The sequence below is a fragment of the Nocardioides kribbensis genome, assembly GCF_015070375.1.
Taxonomy (GTDB): Bacteria; Actinomycetota; Actinomycetes; order Propionibacteriales; family Nocardioidaceae; genus Nocardioides; species Nocardioides kribbensis.
In genome coordinates this window covers 852,023-874,982 of sequence record NZ_JADCLL010000001.1, presented here as the reverse complement: position 1 = coordinate 874,982, position 22,960 = coordinate 852,023, and the positions used below count along the sequence as shown (strand labels likewise).

The following is a 22,960-nucleotide window of genomic DNA, read 5'->3' as shown; positions in this document are numbered from 1 at the left end:
GGTGAACACCGCCCCGGGGACGGGTCGGGGTCGAAAAGGTCACACTCGGTGGCCGCCGTCACGTCGCGTCCCTAGGGTGCCGCCATGACTGAAGTCGAAGGCGGTCTCGACGAGCCCGCGGAGCTCGAGCCCGAGCAGGGCGCGCTCGACCTGGCCGACGCCGGCGACCGGTGGGAGCGCGCCGACTGGGAGAGGGCCGCGGCCGGCGTGCTGCGCAAGGCGCGTCGCCTCGGCGAGGACGACCCCGACGCGCTCGTGTGGGAGCGGCTGACCCGCACCACCCTCGACGACATCGCGGTCACCCCGCTCGGCACCTCCGACCTGCTCGACGGGCTCCGGACCGAGGGCCGCCCGCAGCGCGCCGGGGACTGGGACGTGCGCGCCCACCTCGACCTGCCCGCCGGCGCCGAGGCCAGGGCGGCCAACGAGACCCTCCTGGTCGACCTCGAGGGAGGCGTCACCTCGCTGTGGCTGTGCGCGGCGCCCGACGCCGACCTCGCCACCGCCCTCGACGGCGTGCTGCTCGACCTCGCGCCCGTCGTGCTGGAGGCCCGCGGCGACGCGACGGCCCAGCAGGCGCTGGCCGAGAACTTCCTCGCCCACGCCGGCGAGCGCGACCTCGCCGCGAGCACCAACCTCGGCGCCGACCCCCTCGGCGCGGCCCTGCGCCACGGCACCGGCCCGGGCGCCGACCCGGCCGGCGAGGTCGACCTCGCCCCGCTGGTCGCCGTGGCCCGTGCCGCCCACGAGCGCGGGCTGCTCGGCGTGGTCGTCGACGCCACCGCCGTCCACGACCGCGGCGCCTCCGACGCCCAGGAGCTCGGCTGGTCGATGGCCGTGGCCGCGGCCTACCTGCGGGCGCTCACCGGGGCGGGCCTCACCGTCGCCCAGGCCGCCGGCCTGGTCGAGGTGCGCTACGCCGCCACCGACGACCAGTTCGCCACCATCGCCAAGCTGCGCGCGGCCCGCCGGCTCTGGGCGCGGGTGCTGGAGCTCAGCGGCGTCACCGACGAGGAGCGGCTGCGGCTGGCCCAGCGCCAGCACGTCGTGACCAGCCGGCCCATGATGAGCCGCTACGACCCCTACGTGAACATGCTGCGCACCACCGTGGCGGCGTTCGCCGCAGGCGTCGGCGGGGCCGAGGCCGTCACCGTGCTGCCCTTCGACAGCCCGCTGGGCCGCCCCGAGGCCCTGGGCCGCCGCATCGCCCGCAACACCTCCGCGCTGCTCGTCGACGAGGCCCACGTCGCTCACGTCGCCGACCCCGCCGGCGGCTCCTACGCCGTGGAGAAGCTCACCGACGACCTCGCCGTCGCCGGCTGGGCCGAGCTCGGCCGCACCGAGGAGGTCGGCGGAGCGGCGGCCGCCCTGGCCGACGGCTCGCTGCTGGCCCGCGTGGCACGGACCGTCGAGCGCCGCGACGACGAGGTCGCCCGCCGCCGGCGACCCCTCACCGGGCTCACCGAGTTCCCCCAGGTCGACGAGGTCCTGCCCGAGCGCGAGCCGGTCACCCCCGACTCCGCGTCGGGCTGGGTCGGCGTGCGCCCCTACGGCGCGGCCTTCGAGGCGCTGCGCGACGACCCGCCGACGGCCCGGGCCTTCCTGGCGACCCTCGGCCCGGTGGCCTCGCACACCGCGCGGGCCACCTTCGCCACCAACCTGCTCGCCGCGGGCGGCGTCGGCGTCGACGTCGCCGGGGCCACCGCCGACGTCGAGGCGCTGCTCTCGGCGTACGACGGGCAGCGGGTGGCGGTGCTCGCCGGCAGCGACGCGACCTACGCCGCCTGGGGCACCGCCGCGGCCCGCGCCCTGCGCGAGGCCGGCGCGCGCCACGTCGTGGTGGCCGGCAAGCCCCTCGACGGCACCGACGACGCCTGCGCGCTCGGCGTCGACGCCCTGTCCTTCCTGACCCGCACGAGGGAGCAGCTCGCATGACCGTCCCGACCAGCTTCGCCGGCCTGCCGCTCAGCGGCCGTGGCACCACGAGCGCGCCGCACCCCGAGGCGCGGCCCTGGACCTCGCCCGAGGGCATCGAGATCCGGTCGCAGTACACCGAGGCCGACCTCGAGGGCCTCGACGCCCTCGACACCTACCCCGGCCTGAGCCCGTTCCTGCGCGGGCCCTACCCGACGATGTACACCACCCAGCCCTGGACCGTGCGCCAGTACGCCGGCTTCTCGACCGCCGAGGAGTCCAACGCGTTCTACCGGCGCAACCTGGCGGCCGGCCAGAAGGGGCTCTCGGTCGCCTTCGACCTGGCCACCCACCGCGGCTACGACTCCGACCACCCGCGCGTGCGCGGCGACGTGGGCATGGCGGGCGTGGCCATCGACTCCATCTACGACACCCGCACCCTCTTCGACGGCATCCCGCTCGACGAGATGTCGGTGTCGATGACCATGAACGGCGCCGTCCTGCCCGTGCTGGCGCTCTACATCGCCGCCGCCGAGGAGCAGGGGGTGGCGCCGGAGCAGCTCGCGGGGACCATCCAGAACGACATCCTCAAGGAGTTCATGGTCCGCAACACCTACATCTACCCGCCGGCACCGTCGATGCGGATCATCTCCGACATCTTCAGCTACACCTCGGCACGCATGCCGCGCTTCAACTCGATCTCGATCTCGGGCTACCACATCCAGGAGGCCGGGGCGACCGCCGACCTCGAGCTGGCCTACACCCTCGCCGACGGCGTCGAGTACATCCGCGCCGGGCTCGGCACCGGCATGACCATCGACCAGTTCGCGCCCCGGCTGTCGTTCTTCTGGGCCATCGGGATGAACTTCTCGATGGAGGTGGCCAAGCTGCGCGCGGCCCGCGCGCTGTGGGCCCGGCTTGTGCGGCAGTTCGACCCGCAGAACCCCAAGTCGCTGAGCCTGCGCACCCACAGCCAGACCAGCGGCTGGTCGCTGACCGCCCAGGACGTCTACAACAACGTCCAGCGCACCTGCATCGAGGCGATGGCCGCCACCCAGGGCCACACCCAGTCGCTGCACACCAACGCCCTCGACGAGGCGATCGCGCTGCCCACCGACTTCTCGGCCCGCATCGCGCGCAACACCCAGCTGCTGCTGCAGCAGGAGAGCGGTACGACGGGCACGATCGACCCCTGGGCGGGCTCCTACTACATCGAGCGGCTCACCCACGACCTGGCCGAGAAGGCGTGGGCCCACATCCAGGAGGCCGAGCGCGCCGGGGGCATGGCGAAGGCCATCGAGCAGGGCATCCCCAAGATGCGCATCGAGGAGGCGGCCGCCCGCACGCAGGCGCGCATCGACTCCGGGGCGCAGAAGGTCATCGGCGTCAACACCTACCGTCTGGCCGCGGAGGACAGGCTCGACGTGCTGCGCGTCGACAACGACGACGTCTACCGCCAGCAGATCGCCAAGCTCGAGCGGCTGCGCGCCGAGCGCGACGACCGGGAGGTCGAGCGCACCCTCGCGGCGCTGACCCGCTCGGCCGAGCAGGGCCCGGCCACCGACGGCTCCCTCGACGGCAACCTGCTCGCGCTGGCCGTCGACGCCGCGCGCGCCAAGGCCACCGTCGGGGAGATCTCCGACGCGCTGGAGAAGGTCTACGGGCGCCACCAGGCGGTCATCCGTACGATCTCCGGGGTGTTCAGGGACGAGTCGGGCAGTGGCGACGGGCCGGGCGCCGGCAAGGTGCAGCAGGTGCTCGACGCGACCGCCGACTTCGAGGAGGCCGAGGGCCGTCGCCCGCGCATCCTGGTGGCCAAGATGGGCCAGGACGGTCACGACCGCGGCCAGAAGGTGATCGTCTCGGCCTTCGCCGACATGGGCTTCGACGTCGACGTGGGGCCGCTGTTCTCCACGCCCGAGGAGGTCGCGCAGCAGGCCGTGGACGCCGACGTGCACATCGTCGGCGTCAGCTCGCTGGCCGCCGGCCACCTCACCCTGCTCCCGGCGCTGCGCGAGGCGCTGGCCGAGCAGGGACGGCCCGACATCATGGTGGTGATCGGGGGCGTGATCCCGCCCGACGACGTGCCCACGCTTCAGGAGATGGGCGCGGCCGCGGTGTTCCTGCCCGGCACCGTCATCGCCGAGTCGGCCCTCGACCTGCTGGCCCGGCTGCGCGAGCAGCTGGGCCACTGAGGCCGGGCCCCGTGCCCGTCGACGTCGAGGCCCTCGTCCAGGGCGTCCGGGCCCAGCGGCGCGCCGCGGTGTCGCAGGCGATCACGCTGGTCGAGAGCTCGCGCCCGCAGCACCGCCGCCAGGCGCGCGAGCTGCTGACCGCGCTGGCCGAGGGCTCCGGCGACCCGGCGGGCGGCGCCGGGCCGGGCGTGGTGCGGGTGGGCGTCTCCGGCGTGCCCGGCGTCGGCAAGTCGACCTTCATCGAGGCCCTCGGCACCCGGCTGACCGCCGCCGGCCACCGCGTCGGCGTGCTCGCCGTCGACCCGTCCTCGGTGCGCACGGGCGGCTCGGTGCTCGGCGACAAGACGCGGATGGGCCGCCTGGCCACCGACCCGGCCGCCTTCATCCGGCCCTCGCCCTCGGCGGGCACCCTCGGCGGCGTCGCCCGGGCCACGGTGCAGGCCATGGCGGTGCTCGAGGCCTCCGGCCACGACGTGGTGCTGGTCGAGACCGTCGGCGTGGGGCAGTCGGAGGTCACCGTGGCCGGCATGGTCGACACGTTCCTCTTCCTCACCCTCGCCCGCACCGGCGACCAGCTCCAGGGCATCAAGAAGGGGATCCTCGAGATCGCCGACGTCATCGCGGTCAACAAGGCCGACGGCGACCGCGAGCAGGAGGCCCGCGCCGCCGCCCGCGACCTCGCCGGCGCGCTGCGCATGGTGCGCGGCGCGGGGGAGTGGGCCCCACCGGTGGTGACCTGCTCGGCGCTGGAGGGCACCGGCGTCGACGACCTGTGGGAGCGGGTGCTCGACCACCGCGCGCACCTCGGCGAGGCGGGGCTGGCGGCCAAGCGCGCCGAGCAGCAGCTCGACTTCACCTGGGCGATGGTGCGCGACGAGCTCGACCAGCGGCTGCGGCTCTCGCCCGGCGTGCGCGCCCTCCGCGCCGAGGTCCGCGCCCAGGTGCTCGCGGGCGAGCTGCCCGCCACCGTGGCCGCCGACCGGCTGCTCGCGGCGTACGACGGCGACCGCGACGGCCGGGACGACGACCGGCACCGGTCGGGCGGACACCCGCCGGGCACCGACGCCCGGTGAACTAGCCTGCACCCGATGTCCTCCGACGGCCCCACTGCTCCCACGACCGCGTCAGCGGTGATCGCCGCCTCCGTCGCCGCCCACCGTGACGCGCTCGTCGCCCTGCGCCGCGACCTGCACGCCCACCCCGAGCTGTCGTGGGCCGAGACGCGCACGACCGAGGTCGTCGCGGCGCGGGTCGCGGCCGCCGGCTGGGAGGTCGAGCTGCTGCCGCAGACCGGCCTGGTCGCCGAGCTCGGGCCCGACGACGGGGAGCCCGCGGTGGGCCTGCGCGCCGACCTCGACGCGCTGCCCGTGCAGGAGGACACCGGCCACGACTGGGCCAGCACGACACCGGGCGTGGCCCACGCCTGCGGCCACGACGTGCACACGACCTCGCTGGTCGGCGCCGCGCTCGCGCTGGCCGAGGTGCACCGTGCGGGACTGCTGCCCGGACGGGTGAGGCTGTTCTTCCAGCCGGCCGAGGAGGTCATGCCCGGGGGAGCGCTGCACCTGATGAAGCTGGGCCGCCTCGACGGCCTCTCGCGCGCCTTCGCCCTGCACTGCGACCCCGCCGTCGACGTGGGGCAGGTCGGGCTGCGCCTCGGGGCGCTGACGAGCGCCACCGACAAGGTGGAGATCCGGCTGCGCGGCACCGGCGGGCACACCTCGCGCCCCCACCTGACCGGCGACCTGACCTTCGCCCTGGCCAAGATCGTCACCGAGCTGCCCGCGATCCTCTCGCGCCGCCTCGACCCGCGCGCCGGGGTCAGCGTGGTGTGGGGCATCGTCAACGCCGGCTCGGCCGCCAACGTCATCCCGGGGCGCGGTCTGGTGGCCGGCACCATCCGCATCCGCGACGCCGTGGCCTGGGCCGACTGCGAGAAACTGGTGCGCGAGGTCGTCCACGACGTCGTGCGGCCCTACGGCGTCACCGCCGACCTCGACTACCAGCGGGGGGTGCCCCCGGTGGTCAACGAGGCCTCGGCCCACCACGTGCTCACCGGGGCGGTGCACGACGTCCTCGGCCCCGAGGCGGAGGTGCTGGCGCCGCAGAGCCTGGGCGGCGAGGACTTCGGGTGGTACCTCGACCGGGTCCCGGGCGCCATGCTGCGCCTCGGCACGCGCACCCCGGGCGGGCCCACCTACGACCTGCACCAGGGCAACCTCCAGGTCGACGAGCGGGCGATCGGGGTCGGCGCGACGATGCTCGCGGAGGCCGCGGTGCGCAGCTTGGTCACCGACAGGTAACAACCTCACGAAATTCGGCTCGCGGGGCGCACAAGGCGTCCGGGCCCACCTAGGGTGACGCGATGTGCCCCGCGCTGCGGGGTGCCAGTCACGAACCCAGGAGGATCGCCGTGAAGAAGACGGCCCGAATCGCTGCGGTGGCCACCATGGTCGCCCTGTCCCTGTCCGCGTGCGGCGAGCGCGAGACCGACGCCGGCGAGGACCCCGCGTCGACGCCGTCCGAGAGCACCTCGGAGTCGGCCTCGGCCGACCCGAGCCAGCAGTTCCCCGACTTCAAGGCCTGCATGGTCTCCGACTCGGGCGGCTTCGACGACAAGTCGTTCAACCAGACCTCCCGCCAGGGCCTGCGCGACGCGGTCGAGGCCTACGGGATGCAGGAGGCCGACATCGAGTCGAACGACCCCTCCGAGTTCAACGACAACATCAACGAGCTGGTCAGCCAGGGCTGCAACTCGATCACCACCGTCGGCTTCCTCCTCGGCGACTCCACCCTGGCCGCCGCGAAGAAGAACAAGGACGTCGACTTCTCCATCGTCGACTTCGCCTACACCGACGACAAGGGCGACAACACCGCCCCGGCCAACGTCAAGGGCCTCACCTTCAACACCGCCGAGCCCTCCTTCCTGGCCGGCTACACCGCCGCGGCCTCCTCCGAGTCCGGCGTCGTCGGCACCTTCGGCGGCCTGAACATCCCCACGGTCACCATCTTCATGACCGGCTTCGTGCAGGGCGTCGAGCGCTACAACGAGGACACCGGCTCCGACGTGCAGGTCATCGGTTGGGACCCCGAGTCCGCCGAGGGCTCCTTCACCAACGACTTCGAGGACAAGAACCTCGGCCAGTCGACGGCCACCGAGATGATCAACCAGGGCGCCGACGTCATCTTCCCGGTCGCCGGCCCCGCGGGCCTCGGTGGCCTGCAGGCCGCCCAGGACAACGACGTCAAGGCGATCTGGGTCGACACCGACGGCTGCGTCTCGGCCGAGGAGTACTGCGACGTGCTGCTGACCTCGGTCATGAAGGGCATGGACGTCGCCGTGCAGGACGCCGTGCTCGCCTCCGCCGAGGACGAGTTCTCCAACGAGGTCTACGTCGGCACGCTGGAGAACGAGGGCGTCAAGCTCGCCCCGTTCAGCGACGACGTCGACGAGGAGCTCCAGGCCACGATCGAGGACCTCAAGCAGCAGATCATCGACGGCGAGATCACCGTCGGCTGACACGCCGCGCCACCGGCCGGTCCGGCCGACCAGCACCACACCAGCAGCACACCAGCAGCACAGCACCACCTCCGACAGGTCGGGGCGGGGACCCCGCCCCGACCTGTCGGGTCTAGGGTCGTCCCCCGGCCATCTCGGGGGAGCGGCCGACGTACGTCGTGAGGGAGTAGATGGAACTCGAGATCAGGGGCCTGACCAGGCGGTTCGGCTCCTTCACCGCCAACGACGGCATCGACCTCACGATCAGGCCCGGTGAGATCCACTGCCTGCTCGGCGAGAACGGCGCCGGCAAGTCCACGCTGATGAACATGCTCTACGGCCTGCTCGACCCCTCCGAGGGCGAGATCCTGGTCGACGGGGAGCCGGTGGCCTTCGCCTCGCCGGCCGACGCCATCGCCGCCGGCATCGGCATGGTGCACCAGCACTTCATGCTCGTGCCGCCCTTCACCGTCGCCGAGAACGTCATGCTCGGGCGCGAGCGCACCCGCGGCCTCGGCGTGCTCGACCGCAAGGCCGCCTCACGGCTGGTGCGCGAGCTCTCCGAGCGCTACCGGCTCGCCGTCGACCCCGAGGCCCTCGTGGAGGACCTCCCCGTCGGCGTGCAGCAGCGCGTCGAGATCATCAAGGCGCTGGCCAACGAGGCGAAGGTGCTCATCCTCGACGAGCCGACCGCGGTGCTGACCCCGCAGGAGATCGACGAGCTCATGGGCATCATGCGCGAGCTGCGCGCCCAGGGCACCTCGATCATCTTCATCACCCACAAGCTGCGCGAGGTCCGCGCCGTCGGCGACCGGATCAGCGTCATCCGCCGCGGCAAGGTCGTCGGCACCGCCGAGCCCACCGCCAGCGAGGCCGAGCTGGCCGAGATGATGGTCGGCCGCTCCGTGCAGCTGGTCGTCGACAAGGCCGCCGCCGCGGTCGGCGAGCCGGTGCTGGAGGCCCGCAACGTCACCGTCATCGACCCCCGCGGCCACCAGGTCGTCAAGGACGTCTCCTTCGTCGCCCGCGCCGGTGAGGTGCTCGGCATCGCCGGCGTGCAGGGCAACGGGCAGACCGAGCTGATCAAGTCGCTGCTCGGGCTCGTGCGTCCCGACGCCGGCGAGATCTGGCTCGACGGTCGCGACATCAGCCGCCACGGCCCGCGCCAGAGCCTGGAGGACGGCATCGGCTACGTGCCCGAGGACCGCTCCCACGACGGCTACGTCGGCTCCTTCAGCGTGCGCGAGAACCTCGTGCTCGACCTCTTCCGCAGCGAGCGGTTCGCCAGCGGCCCCGCGCTGCGCCTGGGCGCCATCGAGGCCAACGCCCGCCAGCGCATCGAGGAGTTCGACATCCGCACCGAGACCATGGAGACCCCCGTCAGCGCGCTCTCGGGCGGCAACCAGCAGAAGGTCGTCGTGGCCCGGGAGTTCTCCCGCCCGCTCAAGGTGCTCATCGCCTCCCAGCCCACCCGCGGCGTCGACGTCGGCTCCATCGAGTTCATCCACAAGCGCATCGTCGAGGAGCGCGACAAGGGCACGGCGGTGATCATCGTGTCGACCGAGCTCGACGAGGTCTTCGCGCTCTCCGACCGGATCGCGGTCATGTACGACGGCCGCATCGTCGGCACCGCCACCCCCGACATCCCCCGAGAGGAGATCGGCCTGATGATGGCCGGCGCCACGGACACCGACCAGGCCGGGGCCACCGGCGCCACCGGCGCCGGCACCCACGGCACCGGGGGAGGAGCGGCATGAGCGACCCGCAGAAGGGCCCCGCCGCCCCGCCCGTCGTCGACCCCGAGCGGGTCGACCCCCACGAGGCCGCCGCGGCGCCGCGCCGGCGCTTCGACGCCTCCGCCTTCGTGCCGACCGTCGTCGACAGCGTGCTGGCCGTCGTGCTGGCGCTCGTGGTCGGCGCGGTGCTCATCGTGTTCTCCACCGAGCGCGTGCTGGGCTCGCTGCCGTACTTCTTCAGCTATCCCTGGGACTTCTTCCGGTTCGCCGGCGAGGCGGTCGGCGACGGCTACGCCGCGCTGGTCAACGGCTCGCTCGGCGGCGCCGACGCCCTCACCCGCACCCTCAACCGCGCCGCCCCGCTCATCTGCGCCGGCCTGGGCGTGAGCCTGGCCTTCCGTGCCGGGCTGTTCAACATCGGCGCCCAGGGCCAGATGCTGGTCGCGGGCCTCGCCGCGGGCTACGTCGGCTTCACCTGGGACCTGCCCACCGGGCTGCACGCGCTCGTGGCGCTGCTCGCGGCGCTGGTGGCCGGCGCGCTGTGGGGCGGGGTGATCGGGCTGCTCAAGGCCCGCACCGGCGCCCACGAGGTGATCACCACGATCATGCTCAACAACGTCGCCCGCTTCGTGGTGCTCTACTTCCTCGGTCTCGAGGCCTTCCAGCGCCCCAACAGCGACAACAAGCTCTCCCCGCCGGTCGACGACAGCGCGACCTTCCCCGCGATCGGCAACCTGCACCTCGGGATCGTGCTGGCCGTGCTGGCCGCCCTCGTCGTGTGGTGGCTGCTGGAGCGCAGCACGCTGGGCTTCGAGATGCGCGCCGTCGGCGCCAACCCCGACGCCGCCCGCACCGCCGGCATGAGCGTGCCCCGCGTCTACGTCACCGCGATGACGCTGGCCGGCGTGCTGGCCGGGCTGGCGGTCACGATGACGGTGCTGGGCCAGCAGAACTCGGTGACCGACCAGGTCGCCGGCACCGTGGGCTTCGACGCCATCACGGTCGCCCTGCTGGGCCGGGCCACCCCCGTCGGCACGGTCCTGGCCGGTCTGCTCTTCGGGGCGCTCTCGGCCGGAGGCCTGTCGATGCAGGGCGCCGCCGGCATCGCCCCGGAGCTCTCGCAGGTGCTCCAGGCGCTCATCGTGCTGTTCGTCGCCGCACCGGCCCTGGTGCGCGGCATCTTCCGGATCAAGGGACGCGGGCAGGGCTCCAGCGTCGAGGCGAAGGGATGGGGAGGATGAGCGTCGTCGACGCCCCCGCACGCAGCGAGGCCCCCGAGGAGCAGGTGCGCGACCGGGCCGACGTGCGCCGTCAGGTGCGGCTGGTGGTGGTCTTCGCCCTGGCCGCCGCGATGGTGCTGCTCTTCCGGCTCACCACCGACAGCTTCTCGGTCACCTACCTGCTCGAGGCCCAGCGCTCGGCCGACAGCCAGCCGCGCTCCCTCGACGGCTCCCTGGTCAACTGGGTCGCCCTGGTGCTCGCCCTGGCCGGCGTGGTGCTCGCCGCCCTCAACCGCGTGCCCCGCGGCGGACTCGGGCTCCTGCTCTACGTGCTGGTCGGGCTGTCGTTCTACGTCGCCTTCATGGCGTGGGCCTTCGCCGACCAGGGCGAGGGCTTCCAGGCCTCGATCTCCAACCCGATCCCCGGCACGATCAGCATCGCCACCCCGCTGGTGCTCGGCGCACTGGCCGGCGTGGTGTGCGAGCGGGCCGGCGTCATCAACATCGCCATCGAGGGCCAGTTCCTCGCCGGCGCCTTCTCGGCCTCGCTCTTCGCCAGCATCGCGCTGTCGTCGCTGGCCTTCATCCCGCTGTGGCTGTGCGCGCCCTTCGGCCTGCTCGGCGGCGCGCTCGCCGGCATGCTCGTCTCGGCGATCCTGGGTCTCTTCGCGCTGCGCTACCAGGTCAACCAGGTGGTGCTCGGCGTCGTCATCGTCGCCTTCGCCACCGGCCTGACCGGCTTCCTGCTGGGCCAGATCCCCAGCGAGAGCACCGGTCGCCTCAACAACCCCGACCCGCTCGAGCCGCTGGCCGTGCCCGTGCTCAGCGACATCCCGGTGATCGGCCAGGCGCTCTTCGAGCAGACGATCCTGGTCTACCTCACCTACGCCGCGGTCGTGGTCGTCGCGCTGCTGCTCTTCCAGACCCGCTGGGGCCTGCGGGTGCGCGCGGTCGGCGAGCACCCCAAGGCCGCCGACACCGTGGGCATCAAGGTCAACCGGCTGCGCTGGCAGGCGGTGCTCTTCGGCGGCCTGCTGGCCGGTCTCGGCGGCGCCTACTACACCGTCGGCAGCTCCGGGGCCTTCGACAAGGAGATGTCGGCCGGCACGGGCTTCATCGCCCTCGCCGCGGTCATCATGGGTCGCTGGCACCCGGTCTGGGCCGCGCTGGCCGCGGTGTTCTTCGGGTTCATGCGCAACCTCGGCACCCAGCTGAGCCTGGTCGACCGGATCCCCGGCGACCTGATCGGCGCCCTGCCCTACCTCGCCACCGTCATCGTCGTGGCCGGCTTCGTCGGACGGGTGCGACCACCCGCCGCCGACGGCGAGCCGTTCGTGAAGGCCTGACGTGGCCGCCCCCGACGTCCTGGACGTCCCGGACTCCCCGGACGGCTTCGACTGGGCGGCCCTGCGGGCCGTCGCGGTCGAGGCGGCGACGCACGCCTACGCCCCCTACTCCCGCTTCGCGGTGGGCGCGGCGGCGCGGGTCGACGACGGGCGCACCGTGGCCGGCTGCAACGTCGAGAACGCGGCGTACGGCGTGACGCTGTGCGCGGAGTGCGGCCTCGTGGGCCAGCTGCACCTGACCGGCGGGGGCCGGCTGACGCACTTCGTGTGCGTCAACGGCGACGGCGCGGTCATCATGCCGTGCGGGCGCTGCCGCCAGCTGCTGTTCGAGAACGGCGGTCGTGAGCTGCAGCTGTGGACCGTCTCCGGGCTGCGCACCATGGCCGAGGTGCTGCCGGATGCCTTCGGACCCGACGACCTGTCCTAGGGTGCCGGTCCCAGCCCAACGGTGACGGCGACGGAGCCGTCGACAAGGAGCCCCACGTGAGCAAGCACGACGCGGTCGAGGTCATCACGACCAAGCGCGACGGCCAGCGCCTCAGCGACAGCCAGGTCGACTGGGTCGTCGACGCCTACACCCGCGGCGAGGTCGCCGACGAGCAGATGTCGGCGCTGGCGATGGCGATCCTGCTCAACGGCATGGACCGCGCCGAGATCGCCCGCTGGACCGCCGCGATGATCGCGTCGGGGGAGCGCATGGACTTCTCCTCGCTCTCGCGGCCCACCGCCGACAAGCACTCCACCGGTGGCGTGGGCGACAAGATCACCCTCCCGCTCGCCCCGCTCGTCGCCGCCTGCGGCGTGGCCGTGCCGCAGCTCTCGGGTCGCGGCCTGGGCCACACCGGCGGCACCCTCGACAAGCTCGAGTCGATCCCCGGCTGGCGCGCCGCGCTGTCGAACGAGGAGATGATGGCCCAGCTGGAGTCGGTCGGCGCGGTCATCTGCGCCGCCGGCGACGGGCTCGCCCCGGCCGACAAGAAGCTCTACGCCCTGCGCGACGTCACCGGCACGGTCGAGGCGATCCCGCTCATCGCCTCCTCGATCATGAGCAAGAAGATCGCCGAGGGCACCGGCGCCCTGGTGCTCGACGTCAAGGTCGGCACCGGGGCGTTCATGAAGTCCGTCGACCGGGCCCGCGAGCTGGCGGAGACGATGGTCGCCCTCGGCACCGACGCCGGCGTGCGCACGGTCGCCCTGCTCACCGACATGTCGACCCCGCTCGGCCTGACCGCCGGCAACGCCCTCGAGGTGGGCGAGTCGGTGGAGGTCCTCGCCGGTGGCGGACCCGCCGACGTCGTCGAGCTCACCGTGGCGCTGGCCCGCGAGATGCTCACCGCGGCCGGCGTCACCGACGTCGACCCCGCCGACCGGCTCGCCGACGGGTCGGCCATGGACGCCTGGCGGGCCATGGTCGCCGCCCAGGGCGGCGACCCCGACGCCACGCTGCCGGTGGCCCGCGAGCAGCACGTCGTCACCGCCCCGGCCGACGGTGTCCTCAGCCGCCTCGACGCGATGGCCGTGGGCATGGCCGCGTGGCGCCTGGGTGCGGGCCGTGCCCGCAAGGAGGACCCGGTGCAGGCCGGCGCCGGGGTCGTGTGGCACGCCCGCCCGGGCGACGCCGTGCGCGCGGGCGAGCCGCTGCTCACGCTGCACACCGACGAGCCGGCCCGCTTCGAGCGCGCCCTGGCCTCGCTGGAGGGCGGCTACGACGTCGTGCCCGCCGGCACCGAGGTCGCCGTCGGCCCGATCGTCATCGACCGCGTGGGATGACCCCCGACCCCACCGGCACGCCGGCCGGCACCCCGGCCGGCACCCCGGCCACGGGCCTGGGCCCGCGCGCCGCGGGTGCGCTGGTCTTCGGCTCCTCGGCGGCCGTGCTCGTGGTCGAGCTGGTGGCGCTGCGGCTGCTGGCGCCCTACCTCGGGCTCACCCTCGAGACCAACACCGTGGTCATCGGGATCGCGCTGGCCGCGATCGCCCTCGGCTCCTGGGCGGGCGGTCGCGCCGCCGACGTCGTCGACCCGCGGCGCACCCTCGGCGCGCTGCTGGCCGTCTCGGGGGTGGTCGTGGCGCTGACCCCCCTGCTGGTGCGCAGCGCCGCCGAGCTCGACTCGGGCGGACTGCTGCTGCCGACCGCGACGCTGACCATCCTCGTGCCCGGCGCCCTGCTGGCGGCGGTGACGCCGATGGTGACCAAGCTGCGGCTGACGACCCTGGCCGAGACCGGCACGGTCGTGGGCCGGCTCTCCGGGCTCGGCACCGCCGGGTCCATCGCCGGCACGGTCGTGACCGGGTTCGTGCTGGTCTCGACGGTGCCGGTCAGCACGATCCTGGTGGGTCTCGGCGTGCTGCTCGTGCTCGCGGGGGTCGCGGCCGACTGGCGTGTGCGCGGCTGGCGCGCCGGCGCGGCCGCCCTCCTGCTGGTCGGCGCCGCGGGACTCGGCGCCGCCGTGGCCCCCGGCGGCTGCGACGTGGAGACGACCTACCACTGCGCGGTCGTCGAGGACGACCCGGAGCGGCCCGACGGCCGGGTGCTGGTGCTCGACGGGGTGCGCAACTCCTACGTCGACCTCTCCGACCCGACCTACCTCGACTTCGAGTACGTGCAGGCCGCGGCCACGGTCGTCGACACCGCCTTCCCCGCCGGCGAGGCCCTCGAGGCCTTCCACCTCGGCGGCGGCGGGCTGACGCTGCCGCGCTACCTCGCCGAGGTCAGGCCCGGCACCTCGAGCGTGGTCTCCGAGATCGACGCGGGGGTGATCGAGGTCGACCGCGACCGGCTCGGGCTCGAGACCGGTCCCGACCTCGAGGTGCGTGTCGAGGACGGGCGCTTGGGCCTCGACCGGCTCGCCGACGACAGCCGCGACCTCGTGGTGGGCGATGCCTTCGGAGGGGTCTCCGTGCCGTGGCACCTCACGACGGTCGAGGCCGTCGACGACGTGCGCCGCGTGCTGCGGCCCGACGGCGTCTACGTCATGAACCTCATCGACCACGGCCCGCTGGCCTTCGTGCGGGCCGAGACGGCGACGCTGCGGGAGGTCTTCGACCACGTCGCCGTGCTCGCCCGGCCGGCGGCCTTCGCCGGCACCGCGGGCGGCAACGTCGTGGTCGTCGGCTCCGACCGGCCCCTCGACCTCGCGGCGCTGGCGGCCGGCCTGGAGGGCCGCGACCTGGCGTGGGAGGTGCGCGCCGACGCCGACCTCGACGCCTTCACCGGCGACGCCGAGGTGCTCACCGACGCCTTCGCCCCGGTCGACCAGCTGCTCACGCCGTACGGCAGCGCCTGAGCGCCGCCGCGCGGGCTCAGCCCTCGAGCAGGAGGACGACGGTCTCGGCCACGCAGGCCGGCTTGGGCTCGTCCTCGATCTCGACGACGTGGCGCAGGGTGATCTGCTTGCCGGCCGGGAGGTCGGTGACCTCGCCCATGGTGACCGTGAGGCGCACCCGCTTGCCCACGCGGAGGGGGTTCGGGAAGCGGACCTTGTTGACGCCGTAGTTGAGCTTGGCCCCGGGGGTCTCGAGCGCGAAGACCGAGGAGCCGAGCCACGGGATGAGCGAGAGCGTGAGGTAGCCGTGGGCGATGGTGCCGCCGAAGGGACCCTCGGCCGAGCGCTCGACGTCGACGTGGATCCACTGGTGGTCGCCCGTGGCGTCGGCGAAGGTGTCGACGCGCGCCTGGTCGATCTCGACCCAGTCGCTGGTGCCGAGCTCCTCGCCGGCGGCGGCGGAGAGCTCGTCGAAGGTGCTGAAGGTGCGCATGGGGGGCCTCTCGTGGCGGGTGGCGGTCGTGGCGCCGGCCGCGACCGGACACCGTCTGGGGACCCTAGCGCGCCACCCGGCGCTCCGGTCGTGGGTGGCGGTGCGGGAGGATCGGGGGGTGACCGCACCGACCGCAGCGACCGCCCGCCCCACGCCCACCCACGACCAGGTGCGGCGCGCGCCCAAGGTGCTCCTGCACGACCACCTCGACGGCGGCCTGCGCCCCCAGACGATCCTCGAGCTGGCCGCCGAGGTCGGCCACGCGCTGCCCGCCGACTCCGCGGAGGCGCTCGGGGCGTGGTTCGCCGAGTCGGCCGACTCCGGGTCGCTGGTGCGCTACCTCGAGACCTTCGACCACACGGTCGCGGTCATGCAGCACGGCCCCGCGATCACCCGGGTCGCGCGGGAGTGCGTCGAGGACCTCGCCGCCGACGGCGTGGTCTACGCCGAGGTCCGCTACGCCCCCGAGCAGCACGTCGACGCCGGGCTGACCCTCGACGAGGTCGTCGCGGCCGTGGCCGAGGGCTTCGCGCAGGGCGTCGCCGCCACCGGCGGGCGCATCGTCGTGCGCCAGCTGCTCACCGCGATGCGCCACCAGGCCCGGTCGATGGAGATCGCCGAGCTCGCCATCGCCTGGCGCGACCGCGGTGTCGCCGGCTTCGACATCGCCGGAGCCGAGGCGGGCTTCCCTCCCACCCGCCACCTCGACGCCTTCGAGTACCTCCAGCGCGAGAACGCCCACTTCACCATCCACGCCGGCGAGGCCTTCGGGCTGCCGTCGATCTGGGAGGCCATCCAGTGGTGCGGCGCCGACCGGCTCGGCCACGGCGTGCGGATCGTCGACGACATCGCCGTCGCCGACGACGGCTCGGTCACCCTGGGCCGGCTGGCCTCCTACGTGCGCGACCAGCGGATCCCGCTGGAGATGTGCCCGGCCTCCAACGTGCAGACCGGCGCGGCGGCCTCGATCGCGGAGCACCCGATCAAGCTGCTCACCGACCTGCGCTTCCGGGTCACCGTCAACACCGACAACCGGTTGATGAGCCGCACGTCGATGACCGCGGAGATGACCTCGCTGGTCGACGCCTTCGGCTACGGGCTCGACGACCTGCAGTGGTTCACCGTCAACGCGATGAAGTCGGCCTTCCTGCCCTTCGACGAGCGTCTCGCGATCATCGACGGGGTGGTCAAGCCCGGTTACGCCGCGCTGGCCGCCGAGGCCTGAGCCGACCGCGTCGGCAGCACGACGAACCAGGGTCGCCGCCAACGGCCGAGGGGGAGTGCGGCGTCGGCGTAGGCGTCGCGGGTCAGGGTGCGCACCGTGCCGGACCCGGGGTCGTAGACCCCCAGGCGGGCCGCGGGCCCGTCGCCGTCGCGTCCCACCGCGAGCAGCACGTGGCGCGGCAGCCACCGGTCGCCCACGTAGAGCGCGGCCGGGCCGTGGCCGACCGCGCGCAGCAGGTCCTCGAAGCGGCCGCGGGCGCGGCGCACCCCGTGGGGGCCGCGGGGCAGCGCGCGGGCGACGGCCCACGGGGGAGTGCCGACGGCGCGCGGCCACGGCGCCTGCAGGGCACCGGTCGCGTCCCGCGCCCCGGTCAGCCGTCGGTGGGCGGCCAGCACCTCCGCGCCGAAGCGGGGCAGGGCGCGCTCGGCGTACGCCGGGTCGGCCAGCATGCGTGCCACGACCACCACCGCCGCGCCGCAGGAGCGCTGGTCGGGCTGGCGCAGCGCGGGCCCGAAGGGCAGCGGGGCGCCGCCGGTCACGGCGCCGGCGCCCCGGCCCGCAGGGCGTCGACCACGGCCACGGCCTCGTCGGGGGAGACCGGGCGGCAGCCCTTGGCCACGGCGTCGGCCACCACACCGCGCTGGGCGCGGGCCAGGGCCAGCCCCCGGCGTACCAGCACCAGCGGCGGCTTGCGGTGCTCGCGCAGGTCGCGGGTCAGGCGCAGCCAGAAGGTGAGCGCGGCCGAGCGACGGATGCACAGTGCCGCGCCGAGGATCCCCGCCTCGCGGGCCGGGCCCACGACGTCCTGGGCGAAGATCCCCTCGGCGAGGAAGAGGTCGCCGCCGCCGAGGTCGAGCATCCGGGTGCCGGTGCGGCCGTCGTGGGCGATGTCGTAGACCGGCACCTCCGCGCGCCCGTCGCGGCACAGCGCGACCATCGCCTCCAGGGCGTCCTCGGGCAGCCAGGAGTCGGGGTGGTCCCAGTCGACGATGCCGGCGTTGGCGCCCTCGGTGATCCGCGGGAGCGTGGGGTCGCCCCCGGACTTGTAGAAGTCGTCGAGGCGCAGCACGGGCAGCCCGATCCGCTCCGCGAGTCGCGACTTGCCCGACCCGGAGGGGCCGGCGAGGACGATCACCCGGGCACGCACCGGCCCATTGTGCCGCCTGGCGCGGGGCGTCGGTGTTTCGGGGGCGGGCCCGGCGGGCAGGAGGGCCCCATGGTGGAGAAGAGGACCGCGCTCGGCGTCGCGGCGGGTTTCGTGGCGGGCGCGGTCGTGGTCGTGACGGCGACGGCCGTCGCCGGCGGGGGAGAGGCTCCCGTCGCCGACCCGCCCGACGTCTCCCCGCGCGTCTGCGCCCAGGTGCTCGACACCTCCCTGCTGCGCAGCCTCGACTGGCAGGCGCCGGGCGTCGAGGCCACCGGCGACCTCGTGGCCGGCGGCTGTCGCCTGCGCGCCTACGACGTCGGCTCGATCGGGGTCCTCAGCGTGCCGGTCGTCGTCGAGGAGGAGCCCGAGGAGTCCGGCTCCACCGGGTCCTCCACCGGGTCCTCCGCGGGGCCCGCCACGGAGGCCTCCGGCTCGCCCTCGACCGACACCGGGTCGGCGGCCCCCGAGAGCGACGAGGAGGCCGCCCAGCGCACCTGGGACGAGGCGTGCGCGTTGATGCGCTCGCGCGGCGAGACGGTGGAGTCGCCGGTCGTCGGCCTCCCCGCCGACCTCGAGGCCTGCGGCACCCTGCTCGACGGCGACGACCCGACGGGCGTCTCGCGGGTGTGGTTCCGCGAGGGCAGCGCCGTCGTGCGGGTGACCCTCACCGCCGCGCGCCCGGTCGACCCGGTCGCCGCGCGGCAGGCCGTCGCCGACGTGGTCACCGCCACCCGCAGCGCCCTGGCCGCCGCGGACTGACCCCGCCAGGCGAGCCTCCCACGCGAGCCCGCACGCGACGACGCCCCGGCTGTGGGCCGGGGGCGTCGCTGACGTCGCTGCTGTCGGGGTGAGTGACCCGGGTCAGACGCCCATCGGGTGCCAGACCGTCTTGAGCTCCAGGAAGTCGGTCATGGTGTCGAGCCCGGGCTCGCGGGTGAAGTCGGGCTCGGCCGCCGGGGCGCGACGCACGCGCTTGAGGTTGTCGGCCGCGGCCACCTCGAGGTCGCGCGCCAGCTCGGTCTGGCCCGCGGTGCCGAGCAGGTCGAGGGCGTTGACGTCCATGTGCGAGGCCAGCCACGGGCCGAGGGTCGCGGCCGACCCGGTCAGCACGTTGACCACGCCGCCGGGCACGTCGGAGGTGGCGAGCACCTCGGCGAGGGTCACCGCCGCCAGCGGCCGGGAGTACGACGACACGACGACCGCGGTGTTGCCCGTGACGACGACCGGCGCGATCGCGGTGACCAGCCCGAGCAGCGAGGACCGCTCGGGGGCGAGGACGGCGACGACGCCGGTGGCCTCGGGGGTGGTGAGGTTGAAGAACGGCCCGGCGACGGGGTTGGCGCCGCCGACCACCTGGGTGATCTTGTCGGCCCAGCCGGCGTACCAGACCAGCCGGTCGACGGACTCGTCGACCACGCGCTCGGCCTTGCTCGCCGAGAGTCCCTCGGACTGCACGACGGCCTGCACGAACTGCGGGCGGCGGTCCTCGAGCACCTCGGCGACGCGGTAGAGCACTTGGGCGCGGTTGTAGGCCGTGCGGCCCGACCAGGGACCGAAGGCCTTGCGGGCGGCGACGACTGCGTCGCGGGCGTCCTTGCGCGAGGCGAGGGCGGCGTTGGCCACGAAGGCTCCCTTCGCGTCGGTGACCTCGTAGGTGTAGCCGGACTCCGATCGGGGGAAGGCGCCCCCGACGTAGAGCTTGTAGGTCTTGCGCACGTCGATGCGGTCGCTCATCGCTGTCCTCCCTCGAGGTAGGCCGCGAGGCCGTGACGGCCGCCCTCGCGCCCGTAGCCGGACTCCTGGTAGCCGCCGAAGGGGCTGGTGGGGTCGAACTTGTTGAACGTGTTGGCCCACACCACGCCGGCGCGCAGCCGGCTGGCGATCTCCAGGATGCGCGAGCCCTTCTCCGACCAGATGCCGGCGGAGAGGCCGAAGGGGGTGTTGTTGGCCTTCTCGACCGCCTCGGAGGGGGTGCGGAAGGTCAGCACCGACAGCACGGGGCCGAAGATCTCCTCGCGGGCGATGCGGTGGGCCTGGGTCACCCCGGTGAAGACCGTCGGGGGGAACCAGAAGCCCCGCTCGGGCAGCTCGCAGGCCGGCGACCAGCGCTCGCCGGAGACCTCCTGCTCGCCGATGTCGGCCAGCTCGCGGATGCGGGCGAGCTGGGCGGCGGAGTTGATCGCGCCGATGTCGGTGTTCTTGTCGAGCGGGTCGCCCAGGCGCAGGGTCGACATCCGCTCGCGCAGCCGGTCGAGGACCTCCTCGGCGATCGACTCCTGCACCAGCAGGCGCGAGCCGGCGCAGCAGACGTGGCCCTGGTTGAAGAAGATGCCGGTGACGATGCCCTCGACGGCCTGGTCGACGGGGGCGTCGTCGAAGACGATGTTGGCCGCCTTGCCGCCCAGCTCGAGCGTGACCTTCTTGGAGGTGCCGGCCACCGTGCGGGCGATGGCCTTGCCGACCGCGGTCGAGCCGGTGAAGGCGACCTTGTCGACGCCGGGGTGGGCCACGAGGGCCTGGCCGGTGGCGCCCGCGCCGGTGACGATGTTGACGACGCCCGCGGGCAGGTCGGCCTGCTGGCAGATCTCGGCGAAGAGCAGCGCGGTCAGCGGCGTCGTCTCGGCGGGCTTGAGCACCACGGTGTTGCCGCAGGCCAGGGCGGGCGCGACCTTCCACGCCAGCATCAGCAGCGGGAAGTTCCACGGGATGACCTGGCCGGCGACGCCGAGCGGGGTCGTGCCGTAGCCCGCGTGCTCGAGCTTGTCGGCCCAGCCGGCGTAGTAGAAGAAGTGCGCGGCGACCGTCGGCACGTCGACGTCGCGCGACTCCTTGATCGGCTTGCCGTTGTCGATGGTCTCCAGCACGGCCAGCTCGCGGCTGCGCTCCTGGATGATCCGCGCGATGCGGTAGAGGTACTTGGCCCGCTCGCGGCCGGGCATCCGGCCCCACACGCGCTCGTGGGCCTTGCGGGCGGCCTTGACCGCGGCGTCGACATCGGCGTCGCTGGCCTCGGCGACCTCGGCGAGGACCTCCTCGGTGGCGGGGTCGACGGTCTTGAAGGGCGTGCCGTGGCCGTCGACGAACTCTCCGCCGACGAAGAGGCCGTAGGTCGCCTTGATGTCCACCACGGCGCGCGACTCGGGCGCGGGGGCGTAGTCGAAGGGGCTGCTGGGTGTCATGGGATCAGTCCAGGGTGAAGTAGTCGGGGCCGGAGTAGCGGCCGGTGCGCAGCTTGGTGCGCTGCATGAGCAGGTCGTTGAGGAGCGTCGAGGCGCCGAAGCGGAACCAGTCCGGGTCGAGCCAGTCGGCGCCGGCGACCTCGTTGACCATCACGAGGTACTTGATCGCGTCCTTGCTGGTGCGGATGCCGCCCGCGGGCTTCACCCCGACCATCTGGCCGGTCTGGCGGCGGAAGTCGCGCACGGCCTCCAGCATCACCAGCGTCACGGGCAGGGTGGCGGCGGGCTGCACCTTGCCGGTCGAGGTCTTGATGAAGTGGGCGCCGGCCAGCATGGCCAGCCAGGAGACCCGGCGGACGTTGTCGTAGGTCTGCAGCTCGCCGGTCTCGAAGATCACCTTGAGGTGGGCGTCCTCGCCGTCGGCGCGGGCGCAGGCCTCGCGCACGGCCACGATCTCCTCAAAGACCTGGAGGTAGCGGCCGGAGAGGAAGGCCCCACGGTCGATGACCATGTCGATCTCGTCGGCGCCCGCCTCGACCGCGTCGCGGGTGTCGGCGAGCTTGATGTCGAGGGCCGCGCGACCGCTCGGGAAGGCGGTGGCCACGGCGGCCACGTGCACGCCGCTGTCGCCGAGGGTCTCCTTGGCGGTGGCGACCATGTCGGGGTACACGCACACCGCGGCCGCCGACGGGCACGCCGGGTCGGCGGGGTCGGGGCGCACGGCCTTGGCGGCCAGCGCACGCACCTTGCCGTGGGTGTCGGAGCCCTCGAGGGTGGTGAGGTCGACCATGCGGATGGCCAGGTCGAGCGCCTGCTCCTTAGCCGTGGTCTTGATCGAGCGCGTCGCCAGCGACGCGGCCCGGGCCTCGGCGCCGACCTGGTCGACGCCGGGGAGCCCGTGGAGGAAACGGCGCAGCGCCGCGTCGGACGAGGTGACGTCCGCGAGGCCGCTGCCGCCGGTCGGCGCGGTGGCAGCCGACGAGGCAGTGATAGGCATGAGGGCAGCATAGGGTTGCGCGCCGTCGGTGCCCCAACCGGCGACCGGGCCCCACCGGGCCCCGCAGCGAGCGCACGCGGAGGAGAGTCACGTGGTCGACGAGAGCGTCGAGGTCCAGCGCTTCCCGCCCAGCAACGGCAGGTTCACCGGCTACCTCGGTCTCGCCATCGGTCCGGCCGTCCTCGTCCTGGCCGGCGTGTACGGCGGTCTGGGCCCGGCGCTCGTCGTGGGCGTCGCGCTGTTCGAGGTCGTGGTGTGGCTGGTCATGCTGCGCCCGGCCGTCTGGGTCGAGGGCGACGTGCTGGTGCTGCGCCACCTCGTGCGCACCGACCGGGTGCCGCTGGCCGCGGTCACCAGCGTGGTCGTGCGCCACGTCCTGGCCGTCTTCGCCGGTGAGCGCCGCTTCGTCTCCCCGACCATCGCGCGCAGCTCGCGCCAGCTCATCGGCGAGGCACGTGCGGCCCGTCGGGGAGGTCGCCCCAGCAGCTGGCTCAGCGAGGTCACCGCGCCCGCGGGCAAGGGCGTCGACCAGGCCGACTTCGTCGAGCAGCGGCTGCGTCACCTGGCCGAGCAGGCCCGTCTGGCCCGCGGGGTGGCGGCCCGCTCGCCCGAGCAGGAGGCGCTGCTCGGCGAGGCCCGACGCAGCACCAGCTGGCCCTGGGTGGGCGTCGTCGTGGTGCTCGCCGTCGCCCTCGTCGTGACCCTGCTCGTGTGATCCCGACGCCGTGACCGCGCCCGGCCGC

Annotated in this window: 20 protein-coding genes; 14 read left to right on the top strand and 6 right to left on the bottom strand. The window is 74.0% G+C overall.

The genetic code is table 11. From position 1 onward, the window contains the following. Positions 1–84: 84 nt before the first annotated feature. The 11 genes from IR170_RS04060 (at position 85) to IR170_RS04010 (ending at position 15,197) form a co-directional block, all read left to right on the top strand. Positions 85–1,935: a methylmalonyl-CoA mutase family protein gene (locus tag IR170_RS04060; RefSeq protein WP_193661276.1), complete on the top strand. Its 1,851-nt coding sequence runs from the start codon at positions 85–87 to the stop codon at positions 1,933–1,935. Then, positions 1,932–4,109, top strand: coding sequence for a methylmalonyl-CoA mutase (scpA, locus tag IR170_RS04055; RefSeq protein ID WP_193661275.1), 2,178 nt, complete (start codon positions 1,932–1,934; stop codon positions 4,107–4,109). Before IR170_RS04060 ends, scpA begins: the two co-directional genes overlap by 4 nt. An 11-nt stretch (positions 4,110–4,120) precedes the next feature. Then, the gene (gene meaB / locus IR170_RS04050; protein ID WP_193661274.1) at positions 4,121–5,182 is read left to right on the top strand and encodes a methylmalonyl Co-A mutase-associated GTPase MeaB; all 1,062 of its coding nucleotides are present in this window, start codon (positions 4,121–4,123) and stop codon (positions 5,180–5,182) included. Positions 5,183–5,197: 15 nt separating this feature from the next. Next, positions 5,198–6,412, top strand: coding sequence for an amidohydrolase (locus tag IR170_RS04045; RefSeq protein ID WP_056863868.1), 1,215 nt, complete (start codon positions 5,198–5,200; stop codon positions 6,410–6,412). Positions 6,413–6,522: 110 nt separating this feature from the next. Then, a complete protein-coding gene (locus IR170_RS04040) occupies positions 6,523–7,629 on the top strand; it encodes a BMP family lipoprotein (protein ID WP_056903692.1) in 1,107 nt (368 codons plus the stop codon). A gap of 170 nt (positions 7,630–7,799) precedes the next feature. Beyond that, entirely contained in the window at positions 7,800–9,365 is a 1,566-nt protein-coding gene (locus IR170_RS04035; protein ID WP_193661272.1) for an ABC transporter ATP-binding protein, read from the top strand. Then, on the top strand, positions 9,362–10,585 hold the full coding sequence (locus IR170_RS04030; protein WP_193661271.1) for an ABC transporter permease: 1,224 nt from the start codon (positions 9,362–9,364) through the stop codon (positions 10,583–10,585). The genes IR170_RS04035 and IR170_RS04030 overlap by 4 nt, the downstream gene beginning before the upstream one ends. Then, complete coding sequence (locus IR170_RS04025; RefSeq protein WP_156718109.1) at positions 10,582–11,910, top strand: ABC transporter permease; 1,329 nt, start codon at positions 10,582–10,584, stop codon at positions 11,908–11,910. Before IR170_RS04030 ends, IR170_RS04025 begins: the two co-directional genes overlap by 4 nt. Position 11,911: 1 nt before the next feature. Then, the gene (locus tag IR170_RS04020) at positions 11,912–12,337 is read left to right on the top strand and encodes a cytidine deaminase (protein ID WP_319804898.1); all 426 of its coding nucleotides are present in this window, start codon (positions 11,912–11,914) and stop codon (positions 12,335–12,337) included. 56 nt (positions 12,338–12,393) lie between these two features. Continuing rightward, positions 12,394–13,680 (top strand): thymidine phosphorylase, encoded by a 1,287-nt coding sequence (locus IR170_RS04015; RefSeq protein WP_056903694.1) that lies wholly within the window; start codon positions 12,394–12,396, stop codon positions 13,678–13,680. Continuing rightward, on the top strand, positions 13,677–15,197 hold the full coding sequence (locus IR170_RS04010) for a fused MFS/spermidine synthase (protein ID WP_193661270.1): 1,521 nt from the start codon (positions 13,677–13,679) through the stop codon (positions 15,195–15,197). The genes IR170_RS04015 and IR170_RS04010 overlap by 4 nt, the downstream gene beginning before the upstream one ends. 16 nt (positions 15,198–15,213) lie before the next feature. Here IR170_RS04010 and IR170_RS04005 read toward each other — a convergent pair whose 3' ends face one another. Beyond that, positions 15,214–15,669 carry a MaoC family dehydratase gene (locus tag IR170_RS04005; protein ID WP_056863875.1) on the bottom strand — a complete coding sequence of 152 codons (456 nt, stop codon included), beginning with the start codon at positions 15,667–15,669 and terminating at the stop codon, positions 15,214–15,216. 118 nt (positions 15,670–15,787) lie between these two features. Between IR170_RS04005 and IR170_RS04000 the strand changes: the two genes are divergently transcribed. Continuing rightward, complete coding sequence (locus tag IR170_RS04000; RefSeq protein ID WP_319804897.1) at positions 15,788–16,894, top strand: adenosine deaminase; 1,107 nt, start codon at positions 15,788–15,790, stop codon at positions 16,892–16,894. Here the strand turns inward: IR170_RS04000 and IR170_RS03995 are convergent. Together IR170_RS03995 and IR170_RS03990 are read right to left on the bottom strand one after the other, a co-directional pair. Further along, positions 16,867–17,433 (bottom strand): hypothetical protein, encoded by a 567-nt coding sequence (locus tag IR170_RS03995; RefSeq protein WP_193661268.1) that lies wholly within the window; start codon positions 17,431–17,433, stop codon positions 16,867–16,869. The genes IR170_RS04000 and IR170_RS03995 overlap by 28 nt on opposite strands. Beyond that, positions 17,430–18,041, bottom strand: coding sequence for an ATP-binding protein (locus IR170_RS03990; protein WP_193661267.1), 612 nt, complete (start codon positions 18,039–18,041; stop codon positions 17,430–17,432). Before IR170_RS03990 ends, IR170_RS03995 begins: the two co-directional genes overlap by 4 nt. A gap of 69 nt (positions 18,042–18,110) precedes the next feature. Between IR170_RS03990 and IR170_RS03985 the strand changes: the two genes are divergently transcribed. Then, positions 18,111–18,800: a hypothetical protein gene (locus IR170_RS03985; protein WP_193661266.1), complete on the top strand. Its 690-nt coding sequence runs from the start codon at positions 18,111–18,113 to the stop codon at positions 18,798–18,800. Between the two features lie 102 nt (positions 18,801–18,902). On the opposite strand, the gene IR170_RS03980 is transcribed toward IR170_RS03985, so the two are convergent. The 3 genes from IR170_RS03980 to deoC are packed head-to-tail and all read right to left on the bottom strand — an operon-like array spanning position 18,903 to position 22,217. Next, a complete protein-coding gene (locus IR170_RS03980) occupies positions 18,903–19,775 on the bottom strand; it encodes an aldehyde dehydrogenase family protein (protein WP_056863880.1) in 873 nt (290 codons plus the stop codon). Next, complete coding sequence (locus tag IR170_RS03975; protein WP_056903698.1) at positions 19,772–21,220, bottom strand: aldehyde dehydrogenase family protein; 1,449 nt, start codon at positions 21,218–21,220, stop codon at positions 19,772–19,774. Before IR170_RS03975 ends, IR170_RS03980 begins: the two co-directional genes overlap by 4 nt. A gap of 4 nt (positions 21,221–21,224) precedes the next feature. Then, complete coding sequence (gene deoC / locus IR170_RS03970) at positions 21,225–22,217, bottom strand: deoxyribose-phosphate aldolase (RefSeq protein WP_193661265.1); 993 nt, start codon at positions 22,215–22,217, stop codon at positions 21,225–21,227. A gap of 91 nt (positions 22,218–22,308) precedes the next feature. Between deoC and IR170_RS03965 the strand changes: the two genes are divergently transcribed. After that, positions 22,309–22,932: a hypothetical protein gene (locus IR170_RS03965; protein ID WP_193661264.1), complete on the top strand. Its 624-nt coding sequence runs from the start codon at positions 22,309–22,311 to the stop codon at positions 22,930–22,932. Positions 22,933–22,960 lie beyond the last annotated feature (28 nt).